The sequence below is a fragment of the Corynebacterium sp. MSK047 genome, from assembly GCF_030232285.1.
GTDB lineage: Bacteria > Actinomycetota > Actinomycetes > Mycobacteriales > Mycobacteriaceae > Corynebacterium > Corynebacterium jeikeium_D.
This window is the reverse complement of the sequence record NZ_JASPJI010000004.1, coordinates 33146-52194: the sequence shown is the minus strand read 5'-3', so window position 1 is coordinate 52194 and position 19049 is coordinate 33146. Positions and strand designations below refer to the sequence as shown.

Below are 19049 nucleotides of genomic sequence, written 5' to 3'. Positions count from 1 at the left end.
CAACACCGATCTCTTCGCTCCCGTTCTTGACCTTCCCGTGCAGGGGAAGGTGCAGACTAGGGACAGCATGCAAAAAGGAACGCCCCCGGGGTGTTCATTCGAGACTCCAAGGAGGACTAATGCCTGAGGCAGCACCAGATTTTGATTTAGCCGTGATCGGTTCCGGAGGCGGCGCCTTCGCCGCCGCCATCCGGGCCACCAAGCTGGGCAATCGGGTCGTGATGATCGAACGCTCCACGGTGGGCGGGACCTGTGTGAACACCGGGTGCGTTCCCTCCAAAGCCCTGCTGGCCGCCGCCGAAGCCCGGCATGTCGCTGTGGATGCGACCGGAAGGTTCCCCGGGATCAGCACTTCCGCCGCCCCGGTGGACATGGGTGTACTGATAGACGGGAAACGCTCCCTGGTCGAGGGAATGCGCTCGGATAAATACGTGGATCTGGCCGCCGACTACGGATGGGACCTGCGCCAGGGCACCGCGGTGTTCGCCGGCACCCCGGAGGAACCGGTCCTGGAAATCACCGGACCCGACGGCACCCGCGACTCCCTGACCGCCGCCCATTATCTGGTCGCGACCGGTTCGACCCCGTGGGCACCCCCGGTGCCGGGACTGGATGAAGTCAACTACCTGACCTCGACCACCGCCATGGAACTGAACGAGGTGCCCGAGTCCCTGATCGTCTTCGGCGGCGGGTACGTGGCCCTGGAGCAGGCGCAGCTTTTTGCCCGCCTCGGATCCAAAGTGACCTTGCTGGTCCGCTCCAGGCTTGCCTCGCACGAGGAACCGGAAGCCTCCCGTGCGCTGATGGGCGTCTTCGCCGACGAGGGCATCCGCGTGGTCCGCCGCGCAGCCGTAACTTCGGTCCGCACAGATCCCGCCGGCGCAGAGGTCCTTGTCACCGCCACGGTCGCCGGGGGCCAGGAGGAATTCCGCGCCGCAAAGCTGCTGGTAGCCACCGGCCGACGCGCCGTCACCGACGGACTGAACCTGGACGCCGTCGGCGTCAAGACCGGCGACACCGGCCAGATCCTGGTCGAGAGCACACTCGCCAGCTCCAACCCCAGGATCTGGGCCGCAGGGGATGTGACCGGGCACCGAGAATTCGTCTACGTCGCGTCCGCCCACGGAACCCTGATGGTGGAGAACGCCTTCAACAACGCCGGGCGCGAGGTCGACTACCGGCACCTGCCCCGCGTGACGTTCACCAGCCCGTCACTGGCCGCGGTCGGCATGACCGACAAGGAAGCCAACGAGGCGGGCATCCGGTGTGAATGCCGGGTCCTGCCCCTGGAATACGTTCCCCGGGCACTGGTGAACCGGGACACCCGCGGCTTCATCAAAATCGTCGCCGACGCCGACACCGGACGGATTGTGGGGATCACCGCCGTCGGCAAGGAGGCCGGTGACCTGGCCGCCGCCGGAGTCTACATCCTCGAGGCCGGCATGACCGTTGACCAGGTCGCGAACCTCTGGTGCCCATACCTGACCATGGCCGAAGGGATCAAAATCGCCGCACAGTCCTTCACCACCGACGTCTCCAAACTCTCCTGCTGCGCCTCCTGACCCGCGCCAGATCCCAGCCTAATCCCATTACGTTGTTGGCAGTTCCGCTTGAAGGAGCCCAGGATTCGTACTCCTAGCCCCATGCTGGGGCAGGCTATGTTTATCTGCGTTCCTTCTGCCTTGTGGCAGTGGAACTAGTCGCTGGCTTCGGTATGGCTTATTTTCGTCCCTGTCTGAAAATGATCCGGGGGGGGTGTTCCCGATCTCTGTCTTCGCATAGATAAAGCGCGTTAGCATTTATTACCCTTAAAGAGTGATTACCAACGAACTTCGAAATTTACTAGCCAAAGCAACCACCCATGCACAGCGTTTTCAAGACGGAGAAGACCACACTGTAGCCGCAGCACTCCTCACCAAATCAGGCAAACACGTACTCGGTTTGAACGCGCACCACTTCCTCGGTGGTCCTTGCGGGGAAGTCTCGGCTTTAGCTAACCATGCTGCTAGTTATCCAGAGGACCCAATCCAAGCAGTAGTCGCCGTATACGGACCTACTGGTCAAGTTATTCCTCCCTGCGGTAAATGCCGCCAGGTGCTTTTTGATGTTGATCCGTCCATTCGGTGCATCGTGCGCGGAAGCAATGGACTTGAAGCACTTACCGTAGAAGAACTCTTGCCTTTCGCATTCAACTGGCGAGATATGGAACAAGAGCAGCGCATCTACATGTGGGAAGGCTACGAGGAATCAATTCGTAGCGGAGAAAAGCAACAAACCATCCGGGTAGATGATCCTTTCCATGAAGGAAGTGCCCAAATTGTCTTCGAGAAAGAATCCGGAGAGGTCGTCACCATTCCTGCACAGGTCACGTCCGTTGTCTCGACCCAGCGAAGTGAATTGTCGGAAAAGCAAGCTAGAAATGACGGTTTTGGTTCTCTCACCGAGCTTCAGGAAGCGCTAGATACTCACTATCCCGGATTAGCTGCCGATGACGAAGTCGACCTCGTAGAGTTCAAACTCCAGTAATTCAAACAATCTAAAAGCGCACTTACCCTTTTTGTAGAAGCAGTAAAACTACACCAGAGTTTGTGACTTAGGGGAGTGCTTCACATCTGCAAAACCGACGACTAATTTCTTGTTTTTTCTGTGTGTCAGCTCACTAACCAAAAGCCTAGGACACGCACCTGTGCGCCTTGTTTATTGGAGCGCACGGGGATACTGGAGACTACGAGTACGCACTAGACGCCGCCAACAGTGCAGCCGGACACCTGCAAGCAATACAAGCGGAGCTGCCTTCCACTTCCCCACTGGCCCGTGACACTGGAAGGCTTGCAAGGCTCGTGCGCGCCGCACAGCGGAACCTGTCTCAACAGCGTCCCGCAGATAATTCAGTCGAACTTCTTAACTTAGCCGCCAGCCTCAAAGAAAGGCTGGAAGGGGCGGATTCTAGGGGTCATTTTTCTTTGGCTAAACGCGGTTTTAGGCCGAATTTCGGCTCTCGACCACGAGCTCTAGGCCACGGGCTTCGTCCTCGTTTGAGAACCAGCCGGTGGCCTTGGTCGGGCTACGCCGCAAGCGGTGGCGCGTTGGGGAAAGCGTCGGTGCTAGTCTCATTGCGTCCGCGGGTGAAATTGGATAGCCGAAAGTTTAATTGCTGGGATTCTGTAAACTCTGTGTGATTAGATTCACACGCCCCGACAGCGCTTCAAAAAGACCTTCCGGGCGTTATAGGAGCCACCGATAACGCCCGGTCGGGGCCGTTTGGAACACTGCTGCTCCGTCAGAGCCCGAAGGCTCCGCCACTGACGAGGATCACGATACCGAGGCCGATGAGAACGATGGGAAAGAGGATGCCCTCCCAGCGTTCGAGCACTTCCGCGATCGGGGGGCGGGTTGCGACGAACTTTGCCAGGGCCACCAGGACCGCAACGAGCGCGAGGAAAATAACGCAGTAGGCGACTACTGCGAGAGGTTCCACGCTGAGGAATACAGGGGTGTAGACGCCGATGTTGTCGCCACCGTTGGCAAAGGTGACGCCTGCGACTGTCCCCACGCCAACCTTCTTGCCGGCAATCTTGGCCTCGTCGTCATCGTCCTCATCGTCTCCGCGCCAGGCCTCCCATGCGGCCCAGAGGCCGAGGCCCAGCGGGATTAGACCGAAGTACGGGATGGCTGTCGAGGGCAGGAATGCTCCGGCGCCCATGGTCACTAGAACCGCGGCACCGAGGATGCCCGCGAATCCGAGGTACTGGCCGGCCAGAATGCGGGCGGTAGTGCCGCGCTGGCCTGCCCCTCGCGCGAAGAAGAGGGAGAGCACGATGATGTCGTCGATGTTGGTAGCTGCGAACAGGCCTATCGCCTGCAAGACCGAGGTGAGGATCATGCGTCCTCCCCAGCTGCGTAGCACCCGGGAAGCGAGCAGGCGGGATCGATGCACGGGGCGTCTTCGTCTACTGCCAAGGTGGCATCGACCAATGTGGTCAGCGCCTGCGCCAGGTGCGGATCGGCGATCTCGTATCGTGTCCGACGCCCCTCGGGCTCGGAGACGACAATCCCACAATCGCGCAAGCATGTCAGGTGGTTGGACACGTTCGGGCGTGTCAGGTCCAGATCTCGGGATAGTTCCGCCGGGTAGGCGGGATGGTCGAGCAGGGTCAAGATGATCCGAGATCGAGTGGGGTCGGCCAGTGCACGACCCAGGCGGTTCATCACGTCGAGACGCGAAGCAATAGTCAGCATGCGCTGAACTATACAGCGATCGCTGAACTAGTCAAGTTCCGGGTAGCGGTGCAGCTGTGTGCGCTGCTGAAGAGACAGTGAAAGTAGCAGAGATGGCGCAGATTCCGGCAAAGTTGCGAAAACAGCTGAACCACGCTCGTTTCTGATGATCGGCCCATGTGCGATTTGTGCCGCGCCGAAGGCAACCGAATTGGCTCGAAGTTCCGTAGCGTTGAAAGTTCCCGCTCGAACCGTAAGTCACCGGAGGTGCTCACCTTTGACGAACTTATCGAGCGTTCACGGTGGAGCGTGGAGCTTGCCGAGAGGCAGGAAGAGTCGGAAGCGGAATTTCCTGACTTCCCGTTCTCAGGAGCGCTCCTGCTCACGTCAAAAATTTACTTCTGTTGTGTAACCCGAGGCGAAACTGCGTGTAACCGGGGTGTTGCCGCGGGCCTAATACATCTGGTCAGGAAGTTTCATAAAAGCCCCTCGTCCTGAACTAGCCCCCGAAAATTGGACTGGTTTAACTCTAGGCGGTTAGGGCTTCAAGGGTCTGATTCCGATATTGCATCGGGGTCAGGCCCTTGAGTCGTTGTTGGACGCGTTCGGTGTTGTACCACCCGATGTACTCATCGATCGCCTGGTTGAACTCTGCGACCGTGTCGAAGACTTCACCGTGGTACATCTCGGTTTTCACGTGCCCGAAGAAATTTTCCATGACCGCGTTGTCGTAACAGTTGGCTTTACGCGACATCGACTGAACACCACCGTTGTCGCCAATCAGGTCACGCCAGGAGGCATGCTGGTACTGGAAACCTTGGTCAGTGTGCATCATCCACCCGGGTTCAGGTGCCCACGCCGCGATCGCCTTGGACAAAGAATCGGTGGTCAACGCTGTCGACGGCGATGTAGCCACGGTGTGGGCAACGATTGAACGGTCGAACAAGTCCATCACCGGTGACAGGTAGACCTTGCGGCCTGCAACCCTGAACTCGGTGACGTCGCTGACAAAGACGGTATTTGGCTTATCTGGGGTGAATTTGCGGTCAAGTGTGTTGTCAGCAATGTGGCTGATCGTCCCAACATAGGAAATATACGGTCTGCGCTGGCGAATCTTAGCTCGAAGCCCCATCTGGCGCATGAGTTTGTAGACGAGTTTGTGGTTGACCACCCAGCCCTGGTTGCGTAGGTCAAGTAGCACTCGCCGGTAGCCGTAGCGATGCTTGTTACGCTCGAAGCTTTCCCGAATCGCTTGCTTGAAAACGGCGTGGTTATCTGGCTTACTGAGTCGTTGTTGGTGGTAGAAGAACGTCGACCGTGGGATACCTGCTGCCTCTAGGAGATATTCCAAGCGGTGGTGAGACTTGAGGATGACAATCGCCTGGACTTTCAGGCGCGTCCCTGATTCCTCAAGTCCCGCATTTTTTTTTAGATAGGCATTTTCGGCCCGCAACCGTTCGTTTTCGCGACGCAGCTTGTCTTCCTCCGACAGCGGCTTCGGCGTGACCGATCCTTTGGGCCTGCCCTTCGGCTTTGGTTTCAACGCGTCATCGCCGTCTTTGCGCCATTTCCACGACCACCCGCGGACCAGCTGCTGTGATGACAGGCCAAATTCACGCGCAAGATCCATCGCTGTCTAGCCAGCAAGGTGGCGTTGGACAACTTCCTTCTTAATCTCAAACGAATACTGCTGCTTAGTCGGTTTCTCCACAAGACATAGCCTGCCATGCAGCACAAACCGACAATAGAGCCGGCGCACAGCGTGTTTGGAGACACCCAGAGCATTAGCAGCGGCTCTATAGCCCATGCCCTGCTCAAATAGTTCAACCAATTGCTCGCGCTGATATTCACTTAGCGAACTTCGTGCTCTCAATGACAACTACTCCCCACTAGTCGGTAACTGATTTCTCAGTCCAACTAATGGGGAGCAGTTCATCCGTCACGGGGCTTTCAAGAAACATCTTCAATCTTTCCACGAAACCCCTGGCCGGCCGAAGGAAAACGGCGCTCAATAAAAGGAAACTCCCCTAGTGCTTCTCGTCGTTGGAAGCACTAGGGAAGAATCCATATCCGCAGTACGGGATATGCTCTTTGAAAAACCATGCTGAGCTGCCATCGTGAACATCACACCATCGAAATCCGGAGATGGAAACCACAGAAGTTTCCACTCCGGTTCTTTTTATTTTTCCTAGTCGCAGTTCTTCTGCTTAGTACGCAGCATATCCATGCTCATCAATCATGTACTGGGTAGCAGTATTTAATTCCTGCTGGGAAATATCCCGCAAACTCGGCCCCGCCGCTGACCCTCCCCAGTGGTCGTAGTAGCGGGGGTTGGGGTGGAGTTCGGATAGTCCTGCGAAGTGCTCATAGCACTAAGGCAACCACACCCACGCCCGCTACGAAAGGCCAACCACACTAACCTTGTGGACAACCCACACAGGGCTAGTGTGGTTATCCACAGAAATCCACGTTGGTTGCAGTGTTCGATAGCGTTTAGGCGGGCATGTCGGTATGGGCCTCTTGGCTTGAGGCCATAGGCTTCTTAGAAAACCTCCTCAACCGCTACACCCCACGCATGCCGTGCGAGCCGGTCTTTGCGGTCATTGATACCGAAACCACCGGCTTTAACAAGCGCTACGACCGCATCATTGAACTTGCTGCCGTGCACGCCGACGCATACTTCAATCCCGTCAACTCCTGGCACACATTGTTCACCCCTGACACCAACGCCGTGTCCACTACTCGGGGGCACCCCCGCCCACCTCGGCACTCAACCCTGCTGTGGCGGTTACTCGTAGCGAAGCGAGCTGAGCATCCCGGTTTCCATGTGATAGGCGTTATGGCAGTGAAATGCCCACTCACCGGGGTTGTCAGCGATCAGGTCGGCGATCATGGTTTCACCGTGGCGGAGAAGGACGGTGTCCTTGCGTAGCCCGCCGCTGCCGGGCAGCGCCCACGTGTGGCCGTGGATGTGCATGGGATGGGGCATCATGGTCCTGTTGCGCATGACCATCCGCAGGCGCTGGCCCTCCTGCACGGTCGCGGAGGACGATTGGCCGTCGGTGAGAATGCTCCATTCATACGGCATCATCTGCCCGCCCAGGTCGATGCTGACTTCTCGGTCTGGTGTGCCCTCGGGCAGGAGTGCACGGTCTGCTGGCTTCAGGGAGGACAGAAGCAGTCCGGTGGACGATAACTCGGGGAAGTCGACATCGGGGCGGGGAGCCTGGCCGCCGGCGGTGCGGATGACGGCGAAGGCGCGGTCGTCCTTACCCACCGCCAAAGCCGTGAGCGGGAAGATGCCGTCGCCGAGGATGACCTCGACGTCGACACGCTCGCCCATCGACAGGTAGATCGATTCGGTCTCCCGGGGCTGGACAGGGAAGCCGTCGGTGTGGGTGACGGTCATGCGGTGGCCACCGAGGGCCACCTTGAAGATGGTGTCACCGCCGGAGTTGATAAACCGCAGGCGGGCCTTGTCGCCTGGGCGAGCCTCGAAGGTCCGGTGAGCACGGGGGATACGTCCGTTGATGAGGTAGTGCGGATACATCACATCGCCGGCATCCCCGCCCAGTACCCGGTCCGGGGTGCCGTGCATCATATGGCCGTGACCTCCCATCCCCTTCTTCCCGTTATGGTCGTCCGACCCCATTCCGGTGAGCTTGTCGAGCTCATCGTCGGGAGTGCCCTGAATGCCATCGACCCAGTCGTCGAGCACGATGGTCCACTCGACGTCCTGGTCCTCAGCGTCTTGCGGGTCACGGACGATCAGTGGGGCGTGGAGGCCGCGATCAAGCTGCAGGCCGGAGTGGGAATGGTAGAAGTAGGTGCCACCGTGGGGGACTTCAAAAACATAGGAGAAAGACTCGCCAGGTTCAATGGGGTCCTGGGTCATGCCGGGCACACCGTCGGCTGCGTTGTGGAGTGCGATGCCATGCCAGTGGATGGAGGTGCTCTCAGGCAGTTCATTGGTGATATCGACCTGGAGGACATCGCCGGCGGTGGCCTCAATGGCCGCATCCCCGGTGTCAGAGACGTATCCCCACGTCTTGGCTTCGATACCGCCGATATCCAGAGAGAGGGGCCGGGCGGTCAGTGTCCGGCGCACCGTCGGCTCACCGAGCGCAGTGGGGGTGGGAGTGGGGCGAAGGGAGGAACCTGGTGCCGGGGCAGCGGGTCCAGGGTCGCTGGTGCAGGCGGCCACGGCCCCGGTGCCGGCGAGGACGAGCCCGCCGAGCAGAAACTGTCGTCGGGAAAACGCATTCGTCATGATTTAACCTTCCTGGTGTAAGAATTCAGTGACACGGGAGACAGGCGCAGGTGAGGACCCTGCTGAGCCATCACGTCAGGCGCAGGTCTGTGACACAGGTGGCACCGTCGTCGGCGGTGGAAAACTCCGTGGTGCCGGTACGCCCCTGGTAGCTGACCTCAATCAGACCGGTGACATCATCGGGAAGCCAGAAGCCAATAAACCCGTTGTCGAAGGTGGTTGTCGCCTCGTCCACCAGCACCTCACCGGTCGCCTCATCGGTGATCGTGACCTGGATATCCTCATTGTCGAGTTCCCCCTGGCAGGTCGTGAGGCTGTGGTAGAAGCAGTCGTGGGTGGAGGTGAGATAGGGTGCGATCGAGACATACGTCTGATTGTCGGGAAGATCGAGCACGACTTCCTGGTCATCGCTCGAGAGCAGCAGTTCATCGGCACGCACTGAGGCGATCAAATCCGTGGGACGCTCAGTGACCTTCTGCCGGTCGAGGTGATCAATGATCTCCACCGCGCCCATGTCGGCCAGGCCATGGGCAGTCAGGAATGTATCCTGGGACACCGTCCCATCGGCGGTGGGTTCCGGGTCGGCAGCCGAACACCCCGTGAGGGCGAGGGCAAGGGCGGCGACTGCGATCGCTGCTCGTTTCACGTCAATCTCCTTGGATCGTGGTAAGACCATGAGAAGACACCGCCTCAAGGTCGATGCCATATCTTTATCTAGCACGGGTGCCTGACGGACTAGAAATCAAAAACCCTGCTCACAGCCTTATAGCAGGGCGAAAAGAGGGTGAATTCGGTGAGCTGGGTCACCACCGGGACACCACCCCACAGCCGTGGGCGATGTCCTTCTACCCGCCCCGGGTATGCGGTGCTTGCAGTAAAATCCCTGGTGGCGCCTGCTGAACCGACCAGGGGAGGCGATGCCGCCGGCCCGGGGTGGGGCACAGGGGTGACGGCGGTCGAAGGGTTATATTTGAAGATTTGATGAAGATTCCCCGCCGGGCACTGAGCGAGGATGGTATTCCCCCCCTGGCCGGAGCGATACTGGGGTCTATGGCTGACCACACACCGACCACCGCCACGCCCCCGGGGCGGGTGCTGGTCGTCGATGATGAACAACCCCTGGCTCAGATGGTGGCCTCCTACCTCATCCGGGCAGGCTTCGATACCCGTCAGGCGCACACCGGCACCCAGGCCGTGGACGAGACCCGTCGCTTTTCCCCCGATGTTGTGGTGCTGGATCTGGGGCTGCCCGAACTCGACGGCCTGGAGGTGTGCCGACGGATCCGCACCTTCTCGGACTGCTACATCCTCATGCTCACCGCGCGTGGCAGCGAGGACGACAAGATCAGCGGTTTGACCCTGGGGGCGGATGACTACATCACCAAACCTTTTAGCATCCGGGAACTGGTGACCCGGGTGCATGCAGTGCTGCGCCGTCCGCGCACCAGCACCACCCCACCGCAGGTGACCACCCCCTTGATCGTTGGTGACCTCATCCTTGACCCCGTCGCCCATCAGGTGCGGGTGGGGGAGACGACTGTGGAGCTCACCCGCACGGAGTTCGAGCTGCTGGTTGCCCTGGCCCTGCGCCCCGGCCAGGCGCTGACCCGCCACGACCTGGTCACCGAGGTCTGGGACACTACCTGGGTCGGTGATGAACGCATCGTCGATGTCCACATCGGCAACTTGCGTCGCAAGCTCGGCACCGACACCCGAGGCCGGGGGTTTATCGACACCGTGCGTGGCGTGGGCTACCGGGTGGGGCAGCCATGAATCACGGACCCGGCTTGACCTTCCGCTTCCTGGCCGCCCAGGTGTTGGTCGTGGTGATTAGCCTGATGGTGGCCGCGGCCGTGGCCACGACGGTGGGGCCGACCCTGTTCCATGATCATATGTTGATGTCCGGCCGGGAGGACCCCTCGCTGGAGCTGTTCCATGCCGAGCAGGCCTACCGGGACGCCAACCTGATCACCCTGGCCGTCGCCCTGCCCACTGCCTTGATCAGCGCCCTACTGGCCAGCCTGTGGTTATCGCGTCGCCTGCGCACCCCCCTGCAGGATCTCACCCGCGCCGCTACCAGCCTGGCGGCCGGTAACTTCCGTATCCGCGTGCCCGCCGGAGAAGCAGGCCCCGAGGTTGCCACCCTGGCAGATGCCTTCAACACCATGGCCGACCGGCTGGAACACACCGAACAGGTCCGCCGCCAGATGCTCTCTGATCTGGCCCACGAAATGGGCACCCCCTTATCGGTGCTCACGGTCTACCTCGATGGTCTCCAGGACGGGGTCGTGGACTGGAATAATGCCAACCATACGATCATGGCTGACCAACTCACCCGCCTGACCCGGTTGATGGAAGACATTGACGATGTCTCCCGAGCCCAGGAACACCGGATCGATTTGGACCTGGCAGAGGAAAGGCTCGGGGATCTGCTCCATACCGCCGCTGCTGCCGCGGGGGAAGCTTATGCTGACAAAGGCGTCGATTTACAGGTCGAGACCATTACGGACACCGCCCGGGTGCTCGTGGACCGGCAACGCTTCGGCCAGGTGATGAGCAATCTCCTGTCGAACGCGCTACGGCACACCCCGGCCGGCGGGCAGGTCCAGATCAGCGTCCACCGACAGGGGGCGTCCACCGCGCTCATCCACGTCGCCGATGACGGCGAGGGCATCCCACCTGGCCAGCTCGGACACATCTTCGAGCGCTTCTACCGGGGGGGATGCCGCCCGCAGCCGGGACAACGGCGGGTCTGGTATCGGTCTGACCATCTCCAAGGCATTGATCGAGGCCCACGGCGGCACTCTCACCGCCACCTCCCCCGGACCCGGTCGCGGAGCGGTGTTTGCCCTCCGCCTCCCGCTGTCCCCTCCCGACAGTGAGGAGGCTGCTCGGTGAGCACACCCTGCCCCGTGTGAGGGCCGTGCCCTCCACTCCTTGAAAGTATACCCCAGGGGGGTATATGCTAGCGAGCGTTACCGCATCCCACCGACCCGTAGGAGCTTTCCCATGATCACCTCCCCGCCCCGCCTCTTGCCGATGGCCTCCCACGGCTGCAGCTGTTGCGGACCTGCCTCACGTGCCGACACCGCCTCCGTCCCTGCCGCCAGCGACTCGTCAGCAGGAGGGTCCTCCCCTAGCTACCAGGTCACCGGCCTAACCTGCGGGCACTGCGCGAAAAGCGTGACTCAGGCCCTTCAGGGGCTCCCCCAGGTCGACGACGTCCAGATTGACCTCGCTGCTGGTGGTGTTTCCACCGTCACGGTCACCGGTGCCGTACCTCCGGAGATGGTTCGCCGGGCCATCGAGGAGGCCGGCTACACCGTCTTATCCTGATCAGTTTTACCCATCATCTCGACCCCGACCGGGTTGAGCGGAAGGAACGTCATGAGCACTCCCCACCATTCCGGCGATCACCATGGTGATCACCCCGCTCCGGAAACAGACCACAACCACCACCCGGATCATGCCAGCCACGAACACCACACAGATGCCGACACCCACGGCCAGGCGATGCCCCACGATCACCCGCACTCCGCCCTGGACGACGACCACCACGTTCATAGTCACGGCGAACACGCCGGACACAGCACCGCAATGTTTCGGGAACGCTTCTGGTGGTCGCTGATTCTGTCCATTCCCGTCGTTATTTTCAGCCCCATGGTCGCCCAGCTGCTCGGTTACCACCTCCCGGCATTCCCCGGATCCACCTGGATCCCCCCGGTGCTAGGCACGATCATCTTCGTCTACGGCGGAACGCCTTTCCTCAAGGGAGGATGGAACGAACTGAAATCCCGCCAACCCGGGATGATGCTCCTGATCGCCATGGCCATCACCGTGGCGTTTGTCGCCTCCTGGGTCACCACTCTGGGGCTGGGCGGTTTTGACCTGGACTTCTGGTGGGAGCTGGCCCTGCTGGTGACCATCATGCTGCTGGGCCACTGGCTGGAGATGCGTGCTCTCGGGGCCGCGTCCTCCGCGCTTGACGCGCTGGCTGCCCTGCTGCCGGATGAGGCCGAGAAAGTCATCGACGGGACCACCCGCACCGTGGCCATCTCCGAGCTGGTCGTCGACGACGTCGTGCTGGTGAGGGCCGGTGCCCGGGTGCCGGCCGACGGAACCATCATCGACGGAGCCGCCGAATTCGATGAGGCGATGATCACCGGCGAATCCCGTCCCGTCTTCCGCGACACCGGTGACAAGGTGGTCGCCGGTACCGTGGCCACCGACAACACCGTCCGCATCAGGGTGGAGGCTACCGGCGGGGGCACCGCCCTGGCCGGGATCCAACGCATGGTTGCCGACGCCCAAGAGTCCTCCTCCCGGGCCCAGGCCCTGGCGGATCGGGCGGCAGCGTTGTTGTTCTGGTTCGCGCTGATCTCCGCTCTGATCACCGCGGTGGTGTGGACCATCATCGGCAGCCCGGACGATGCCGTGGTGCGCACGGTCACGGTGCTGGTCATCGCCTGTCCGCACGCCCTGGGCCTGGCGATTCCGCTGGTCATTGCGATCTCCAGCGAGCGGGCCGCGAAATCCGGGGTGCTCATCAAGGACCGGATGGCGCTCGAGCGGATGCGCGCCATCGACGTGGTGCTCTTCGACAAAACCGGCACCCTGACCGAGGGGGCGCACGCGGTCACCGGTGTCGCAGCAGCTGTCGGCGTCACCGAGGGCGAGCTGCTGGCCCTGGCCGCCGCCGCGGAGGCCGACAGCGAGCACCCCGTGGCCCGCGCCATCGTGGCGGCCGCGGCCGCCCATCCCGAGGCCTCCCGTCGGCAAATGCGTGCAACTGGTTTCAGCGCCGCCTCCGGCCGGGGGGTCCGGGCCACTGTCGATGGCGCTGAGATCCTCGTGGGCGGGCCGAACATGCTGCGCGAGTTCAACCTCACCACCCCGGCCGAGCTCACCGACACCACCAGCGCCTGGACCGGGCGTGGGGCCGGTGTGCTCCATATTGTCCGCGACGGTCAGATTATCGGTGCGGTGGCCGTCGAGGACAAGATCCGCCCCGAATCCCGCGCCGCCGTGAAAGCCCTGCAGGACCGCGGGGTGAAGGTCGCGATGATCACCGGTGACGCGCAGCAGGTGGCCCAGGCGGTTGGCCAGGACCTGGGGATCGATGAGGTCTTCGCCGAGGTCCTGCCCCAGGACAAAGACACCAAGGTCATGCAGCTGCAGGACCGGGGTTTGAGCGTGGCCATGGTCGGTGACGGTGTCAATGACGCCCCCGCTCTGACCCGCGCGGAGGTCGGTATCGCCATCGGTGCCGGCACGGATGTGGCCATGGAATCTGCCGGGGTGGTCCTAGCCAGTGATGACCCGCGGGCAGTGCTGTCGATGATTGAGCTGTCCCAGGCCAGCTACCGCAAGATGATCCAGAACCTGGTCTGGGCCTCTGGCTACAACATCCTCGCCGTGCCGCTGGCCGCCGGAGTGCTCGCCTCGATCGGGTTCGTGCTGTCCCCGGCCGTGGGCGCGATCTTGATGTCTGCCTCGACCATCGTGGTGGCCCTGAACGCCCAGCTGTTGCGCCGCATTGATCTGGATCCGGCTCACCTGGCTCCGACCGAGTCGAAAGAGGAACACGCCACGCCTACTCCGGCATCCACCGCCGTCCACTGATCCACCGCTTCTCTCCACTGCCCCCATATGCCCCTGAAAGGTGCTGTTGCAAAGTTGGGGCAGTAGGAAGAGTGACGTGAAATAGTCACAGCCATGGGTATTTTCTCCGGTCGTCATTTCTCCCCGTGACATCATTCTGTGGGCAGTGGGTGGTACTGCCGCTACGGGGTGAGCTACCGCGATCTGGAGGAAATGATGACTTCAGCGGGGCGTGCCGGTCGATCACACCACGATCTACCGCTGGGTCCAGAAATACGCCCGTGAGCTGGACAAGCAAACACGGTGGTCCCGACAGGTAACTGACTGGCAGGCCAGTTCCTGGCGGGTGGATGAGGCCTATATCCGGGTCGGCGGCAGGTGGCCGCAGCGAAGTGTTTCCTGGCCAAGGCCGTCAGATCCAATGCGTCAGCCGGGTATCCCAAAGTGATCAACGGCGATAAAGCACCCTCCCTAGCCAGGGCAATCGCCGAGTTGAAGTCAGAGGGAATCTGCCCGCCAACAGTGGAACACCGGCAGGTGAAATACCTCAACAACATCCTGGAAGGCGACCATGGTCGGCTGAAGCGGATCCTCGGTCCGAAAGGCGCGTTTAAGAACCGGACATTTGCATATCGGACGTTGAAAGGGATGGAGGCGATGTACTCATTGCGGAAAGGGCAAGGCGTGATGTTTGTCTACGGGCAACCGAACCCGGACGCGGTGATCGTCAACCGGGTCTTCCGGAGTGTCTAAGCAGGCTGGGCCATAATGCTGGCCAGGCGACGAAGAAAGGAGTGTTCGCGGTTCTCCACCCAACTTTGCAACAGCACCCTTCGAAGTCATACAGAAGCTCGCTCGACACTATAACGGCGGCGACAGTTTATGTACTGTCGCCTGCCAAGCTCCACACCAAGAATCGTCTCCAGGTTCGGCAGTGCTGGACCGACACGATGGCGAGGTGTGAGGACATGCGATAGGTGAAGCGGAGTTAGCCGAATAGGACGCCCACTGGCCCCGAACCAAGGTCTCACCTCGGACCCAAACCGGCCACATAAAGCACTGCGCCACGAAACTCCGCACTAGGTTTCGTGGTGCACTCTCGGCGCGCTTTCCGTTGCAGGTTTTCCGAAACGGTGGACGTGGCGTGTAAGGAAACGGTGGAAAAAGTGTAAGCCGCCCTGTCAGCGGCGGCAATGCTAGAGGTTGGAGAGCTAACTGAAAGCTCCCCCCTCGCGACCTACTTTTATGGGGCGCGAGGGTTCTTTATTTTTCTCGCAGATTCGTAGAAATACTAACTCTTCTATGAGCTCTGTAGAAATAGCGGGGAGAGAGGAAGGTCTAGAAACCACGGAGTCTGGTTCGCGTTCATTAAGTACGTCGCTCACTGCGAGAGTAACGGTGTCAACGCCACCAATCCACTGATGAAGATACAAATGCGGAATAGTTGTTGACACCTCAGCGTTATTGCGAACATGCCATCACTTTTTGATTCCCTCCAACTGGGTCGTCTGACCCTGCCGAACCGCATAATCATGGCTCCGCTGACGCGCTCGCGGGCGGGGCGCGACGGCGTTCCCACCTCATTACACGAGACTTACTACACTCAGCGCTCCTCGCTGGGTCTCATTGTCACCGAAGGCGTCTTCCCCAAGGTAAGCCGCCGCGCTTTCCCCGGTCAGCCCGGAATTGACACCGCGGAACAGATAGCCGGATGGCGTCGCGTCGCCGACTCCGTTCATGAAGCCGGCGGGCACATCTTCATGCAAGTGATGAATGCTGGACGTTTATCTCACGCCAGCCTGCAGGAGGGCACGGAGCCGGTCGCGCCCTCCGCTGTGGCATCGGGCACCGCGGTCCGAGACTTAGAATCACGCAAGGACTGCCCGGTTCCACGAGCCCTCGATACCACGGAGCTGCCAAGCATTATTGACGAGTTCCGTCACGCCGCTCGCAACGCCATCGACGCGGGAATGGATGGCGTGGAGATTCACGGTGCGAATGGTTACCTGCTGCACCAGTTCCTCTCGCCGAACTCGAACTTGCGTGAGGATTCCTATGGAGGATCACCGGAGAAGCGGTTCCGACTCATCGAGGAGATTCTACGCGCGGTGGCCGATGAAATCGGTGCAGACCGTGTAGCTATCCGACTCTCCCCGCAAAACAACATTCAGGGTATAGAGGAAGTGGATGCGGCCGACGTTCTCGCCACCTATGGCGGGCTTCTCGATGCCACCGCGGACCTCGGCCTTGCCTATGTCTCTTTCATGCACGCAAATCCTGCGGGTGATCTGATGACCGAGCTGATTTCTCGTGCCCGCGCGAACGGTCGCACGCGCGTCATCCTCAACCACGGCTTCGGCCAGCTGCCCGACCGTGATGCGGCCGAACGGCTGATTCAACAGGCGGACGCCGCCGTGGTGGGTCGGCTGGCCATTTCTAACCCGGACTTGGTACGCCGCTGGCAGGAGGGGCTACCGGTGACGGCACCGGACGAGTCCACGTTCTACACCGGCGGAGAGAAGGGCTACACAGATTACCCCTTTTTCACGGTGAGCTCGTAGACGCCAGCTGGCATAAAAATGTGGGCGTCGAAGCGCGAGAAGAAACCTCCGGTTTGTCACTTACAGTAGGAAAATCGAAAAGTCGACTGTATAGTTTCCGGTTGAATCAACCTATCTATTGGATGCCAGCTCCTTCCATGCCAGTAACTCGGCAAGTAAACCTACAGCTGGCACCCCCAGTGGTTTTTCAGGAGACGCCGACCCAGAAAGCCGGGAATTAAACCACGCAACGCAGGCCCGAGAAGCCCAGAAAGTGAGATGGATGTGAATACGCGAACTCAGCTGTCAGCTGTACAGCACCCTCAACTCACTACTAGCCGGCGCAATCACCGCCGGCACCTGGCGCTGGCCTGCTGCTTCCTCACCTTCGCAGCCACGGCCACCAGCTGCGCCAACAACGAAGGCGAGGAGGTTGCCGCGACGCAAACCTCGTCGTCAAGCTCGCTTACTACGGCGTCGTCGACAAGCTCGCCGCCGACGACGGGACCAAAGGTTCGAGAAGGCGGTACGCCGCGCATCGGGCAGCTGTGCCCGAACCAGACCGGCGAAATACGAATGAGCGCCAACGGCCAGAATCTTGAATGCGCACAAGTCGGCGAGCAGGAGGTGTGGACGGTGCTGCAGCAAACCCCCGCGAACCCGACATCGCAGCAAATGTGGATCTCCACTACTTCGACGACCTCTGAGCCACAGCCTCAGGAACCTGAGCCGACGACTCCGAGCGAGAGCACAACGGAGACTAGTGAGACGGAGAGCTCGACGACCTCTGATTCTTCCACGCCGCCCGATACTTCAACGACTCCGACTACCTCCGGCGAGCCGACGGAATCGGAATCGGAGCAAGACGAGCAGCCAAGCGAAGATAATCAAGGGCTCACCGGCCTGTTCCGCTAGGTTCGTCTCTGGCTGCGAGGTTCGTCGGCTCGGGACTTAGTTAGGTAAGGTGCACTAGCTCGCCCTAAAACACCAAAATCCGCTGCAACAATACTGCAGCGGATTTTTGTGATTGCAGAATCACTCAGGCAGCGGCGAGCCTGAAGGAAACTTCGGCTCGCCACCGCACAGCAGAAATCGTGGCGCTCCCCTACTTGCGGTGACGGCGGTTGTAGAACGGCGTCGGAACGACGGTGGCGGTAATGTCGGCGCCTTCAACGGTCAGCTCCGTGCCAGTGGAGGACTGCCAACGCTGAACGTATGCAAAACCGATGGGGTGACCCAAAGTCGGCGACACCTTGGCGGAAGTCAGCACACCAACCTCGTTACCTTCCGCATCAATGAGCTTGGTGCCACGCTTCGGAGCTTCATCACCGGAGAAACGCAGACCAACCAGTAGCTCCTTCGACTGCGGACGATTAATCAGTGCGTTGCGACCAATAAACTGCCCCTTGGTCGGCCCCATGATGGACTTCAGGCCGGCCTCCAGCGGAGTGCGGTCGCGAGTCAGCTCGTAGCCATAGAGCGGCATACCGGCCTCAAGACGCAGGGTGTCGCGGCAGGCCAGACCACACGGCAGCAGGCCGAGGTCAGCGCCGTTGTCAGCCGGATCCTCCGGGTTTTCCACCTTGCCACCTGCTGCAATGATTGCACGCCAGACCTCGACGGCGCGGTCAGCCGGCGGGAAGATCTCGAAGCCGTCCTCACCGGTGTAGCCGGTTCGGGCAACAATCATTTCCACACCTGCGACCTCGAGCAGGGTGCAAGAGTAGTAGTTCATGCCATCGAGAGTCGCGTGCAGATCCTGCGGCAGCAGACGGCGCAGAAGCTTCGCAGCCTTCGGCCCCTGAATGGCCAGGAGCACATTCTTGTCATTCATGCTCTCAACCTGGACGTTGTAGCCACCAACGCGCTCGCGCAGCGTCGAGTACACATCTTCAGCGGCTGCGGCATTCTGCACCAGCATGAATTCGTGACTACCGAGGCGGTAAATGATGAGGTCATCAATAATGCCGCCGTCTTCCTGCACAATCATGGTGTACTTGGCACGGCCCAACGCCAGCGGCTTGATTGCCGAAATCAGGGAGTGTGCAAGGAACGCCGCCGCATCCTCACCAGTGACGCGGATGATACCCATCAGCGACAGGTCGAAAATACCAACGGCCTCACGCACTGCGTTGTGCTCTGCAATTTCCGAAGAGTAGCGGAACGGCACTTCGTAGCCACCAACATTGCGCATTTCTGCGCCAAGGCTTACGTGCTCATCATGCAGGGCGCTACGGAAAGAATTGTTGTTCTCAGAAGCGCCAGAATTGTCAGTCATACACACTCCAATTATTGCGGTGGGGCAAACCAGATTGTTACCTTCCCACCTTATATCTAAGACTCCGTGCTCGCTTCCGCGAGCCCCTGCGGATCCAGGGCAACAGGCCCGTCCATTAACTATCATGCACTGATTCGCACAT

At 60.6% G+C, this 19049-nt stretch carries 13 protein-coding genes and 3 pseudogenes; 9 read left to right on the top strand and 7 right to left on the bottom strand.

Annotated features, from left to right (window positions below; all coding sequences use genetic code 11):
- The first annotated feature begins 119 nt into the window (after positions 1-119).
- On the top strand, positions 120-1562 hold the full coding sequence (gene merA, locus QP981_RS02265; protein WP_005532160.1) for a mercury(II) reductase: 1443 nt from the start codon (positions 120-122) through the stop codon (positions 1560-1562).
- 253 nt (positions 1563-1815) lie between these two features.
- Complete coding sequence (locus QP981_RS02260) at positions 1816-2526, top strand: ASCH domain-containing protein (RefSeq protein WP_070523555.1); 711 nt, start codon at positions 1816-1818, stop codon at positions 2524-2526.
- Between the two features lie 754 nt (positions 2527-3280).
- On the opposite strand, the gene QP981_RS02255 is transcribed toward QP981_RS02260, so the two are convergent.
- The 6 genes and pseudogenes from QP981_RS02255 to QP981_RS02230 form a co-directional block, all read right to left on the bottom strand.
- Positions 3281-3883, bottom strand: a complete 603-nt coding sequence (locus QP981_RS02255) for a cadmium resistance transporter (RefSeq protein WP_070523118.1) — start codon at positions 3881-3883, stop codon at positions 3281-3283.
- Positions 3880-4239 (bottom strand): Cd(II)/Pb(II)-sensing metalloregulatory transcriptional regulator CmtR, encoded by a 360-nt coding sequence (cmtR, locus tag QP981_RS02250; protein ID WP_070523117.1) that lies wholly within the window; start codon positions 4237-4239, stop codon positions 3880-3882. Before cmtR ends, QP981_RS02255 begins: the two co-directional genes overlap by 4 nt.
- A gap of 508 nt (positions 4240-4747) precedes the next feature.
- Positions 4748-6003: pseudogene (locus QP981_RS02245) on the bottom strand (IS3 family transposase).
- Between the two features lie 757 nt (positions 6004-6760).
- On the bottom strand, positions 6761-6922 hold the full coding sequence (locus QP981_RS11270; protein ID WP_502869562.1) for a hypothetical protein: 162 nt from the start codon (positions 6920-6922) through the stop codon (positions 6761-6763).
- Between the two features lie 84 nt (positions 6923-7006).
- Positions 7007-8488, bottom strand: a complete 1482-nt coding sequence (locus QP981_RS02235; RefSeq protein WP_284857847.1) for a multicopper oxidase family protein — start codon at positions 8486-8488, stop codon at positions 7007-7009.
- A gap of 70 nt (positions 8489-8558) precedes the next feature.
- Positions 8559-9134: a CueP family metal-binding protein gene (locus QP981_RS02230; RefSeq protein ID WP_284857848.1), complete on the bottom strand. Its 576-nt coding sequence runs from the start codon at positions 9132-9134 to the stop codon at positions 8559-8561.
- 404 nt (positions 9135-9538) lie between these two features.
- Between QP981_RS02230 and copR the strand changes: the two genes are divergently transcribed.
- From copR to QP981_RS02195, 7 genes and pseudogenes are all read left to right on the top strand, one after another.
- Positions 9539-10261, top strand: coding sequence for a two-component system response regulator CopR (copR, locus tag QP981_RS02225; RefSeq protein ID WP_038626116.1), 723 nt, complete (start codon positions 9539-9541; stop codon positions 10259-10261).
- A pseudogene (gene copS / locus QP981_RS02220) lies at positions 10258-11386 on the top strand (two-component system sensor histidine kinase CopS). Before copR ends, copS begins: the two are co-directional and overlap by 4 nt.
- Positions 11387-11497: 111 nt before the next feature.
- A complete protein-coding gene (locus tag QP981_RS02215) occupies positions 11498-11824 on the top strand; it encodes a heavy-metal-associated domain-containing protein (RefSeq protein ID WP_048731341.1) in 327 nt (108 codons plus the stop codon).
- A 51-nt stretch (positions 11825-11875) separates the two neighbouring features.
- Positions 11876-14110, top strand: coding sequence for a copper-translocating P-type ATPase (locus QP981_RS02210; protein ID WP_284857846.1), 2235 nt, complete (start codon positions 11876-11878; stop codon positions 14108-14110).
- Between the two features lie 93 nt (positions 14111-14203).
- A pseudogene (locus tag QP981_RS02205) lies at positions 14204-14842 on the top strand (IS6 family transposase).
- A gap of 719 nt (positions 14843-15561) precedes the next feature.
- Positions 15562-16650 carry an alkene reductase gene (locus QP981_RS02200; RefSeq protein ID WP_284857845.1) on the top strand — a complete coding sequence of 363 codons (1089 nt, stop codon included), beginning with the start codon at positions 15562-15564 and terminating at the stop codon, positions 16648-16650.
- 258 nt (positions 16651-16908) lie between these two features.
- Positions 16909-17544 (top strand): hypothetical protein, encoded by a 636-nt coding sequence (locus tag QP981_RS02195; protein WP_284857844.1) that lies wholly within the window; start codon positions 16909-16911, stop codon positions 17542-17544.
- A 190-nt stretch (positions 17545-17734) separates the two neighbouring features.
- On the opposite strand, the gene gcvT is transcribed toward QP981_RS02195, so the two are convergent.
- Positions 17735-18907 (bottom strand): glycine cleavage system aminomethyltransferase GcvT, encoded by a 1173-nt coding sequence (gene gcvT, locus QP981_RS02190; RefSeq protein ID WP_070602777.1) that lies wholly within the window; start codon positions 18905-18907, stop codon positions 17735-17737.
- Positions 18908-19049: the final 142 nt, after the last annotated feature.

Bases quoted from the DNA above. Each gene is read 5' to 3' on its own strand.
- QP981_RS02210 (WP_284857846.1), top strand. From the start codon at position 11,876: ATGAGCACTCCCCACCATTCCGGCGATCACCATGGTGATCACCCCGCT.
- gcvT (WP_070602777.1), bottom strand. From the start codon at position 18,907: ATGACTGACAATTCTGGCGCTTCTGAGAACAACAATTCTTTCCGTAGC.
- QP981_RS02235 (WP_284857847.1), bottom strand. From the start codon at position 8,488: ATGACGAATGCGTTTTCCCGACGACAGTTTCTGCTCGGCGGGCTCGTC.
- merA (WP_005532160.1), top strand. From the start codon at position 120: ATGCCTGAGGCAGCACCAGATTTTGATTTAGCCGTGATCGGTTCCGGA.
- QP981_RS02195 (WP_284857844.1), top strand. From the start codon at position 16,909: ATGGATGTGAATACGCGAACTCAGCTGTCAGCTGTACAGCACCCTCAA.
- QP981_RS02215 (WP_048731341.1), top strand. From the start codon at position 11,498: ATGATCACCTCCCCGCCCCGCCTCTTGCCGATGGCCTCCCACGGCTGC.
- QP981_RS02200 (WP_284857845.1), top strand. From the start codon at position 15,562: ATGCCATCACTTTTTGATTCCCTCCAACTGGGTCGTCTGACCCTGCCG.
- copR (WP_038626116.1), top strand. From the start codon at position 9,539: ATGGCTGACCACACACCGACCACCGCCACGCCCCCGGGGCGGGTGCTG.
- QP981_RS02255 (WP_070523118.1), bottom strand. From the start codon at position 3,883: ATGATCCTCACCTCGGTCTTGCAGGCGATAGGCCTGTTCGCAGCTACC.
- cmtR (WP_070523117.1), bottom strand. From the start codon at position 4,239: ATGCTGACTATTGCTTCGCGTCTCGACGTGATGAACCGCCTGGGTCGT.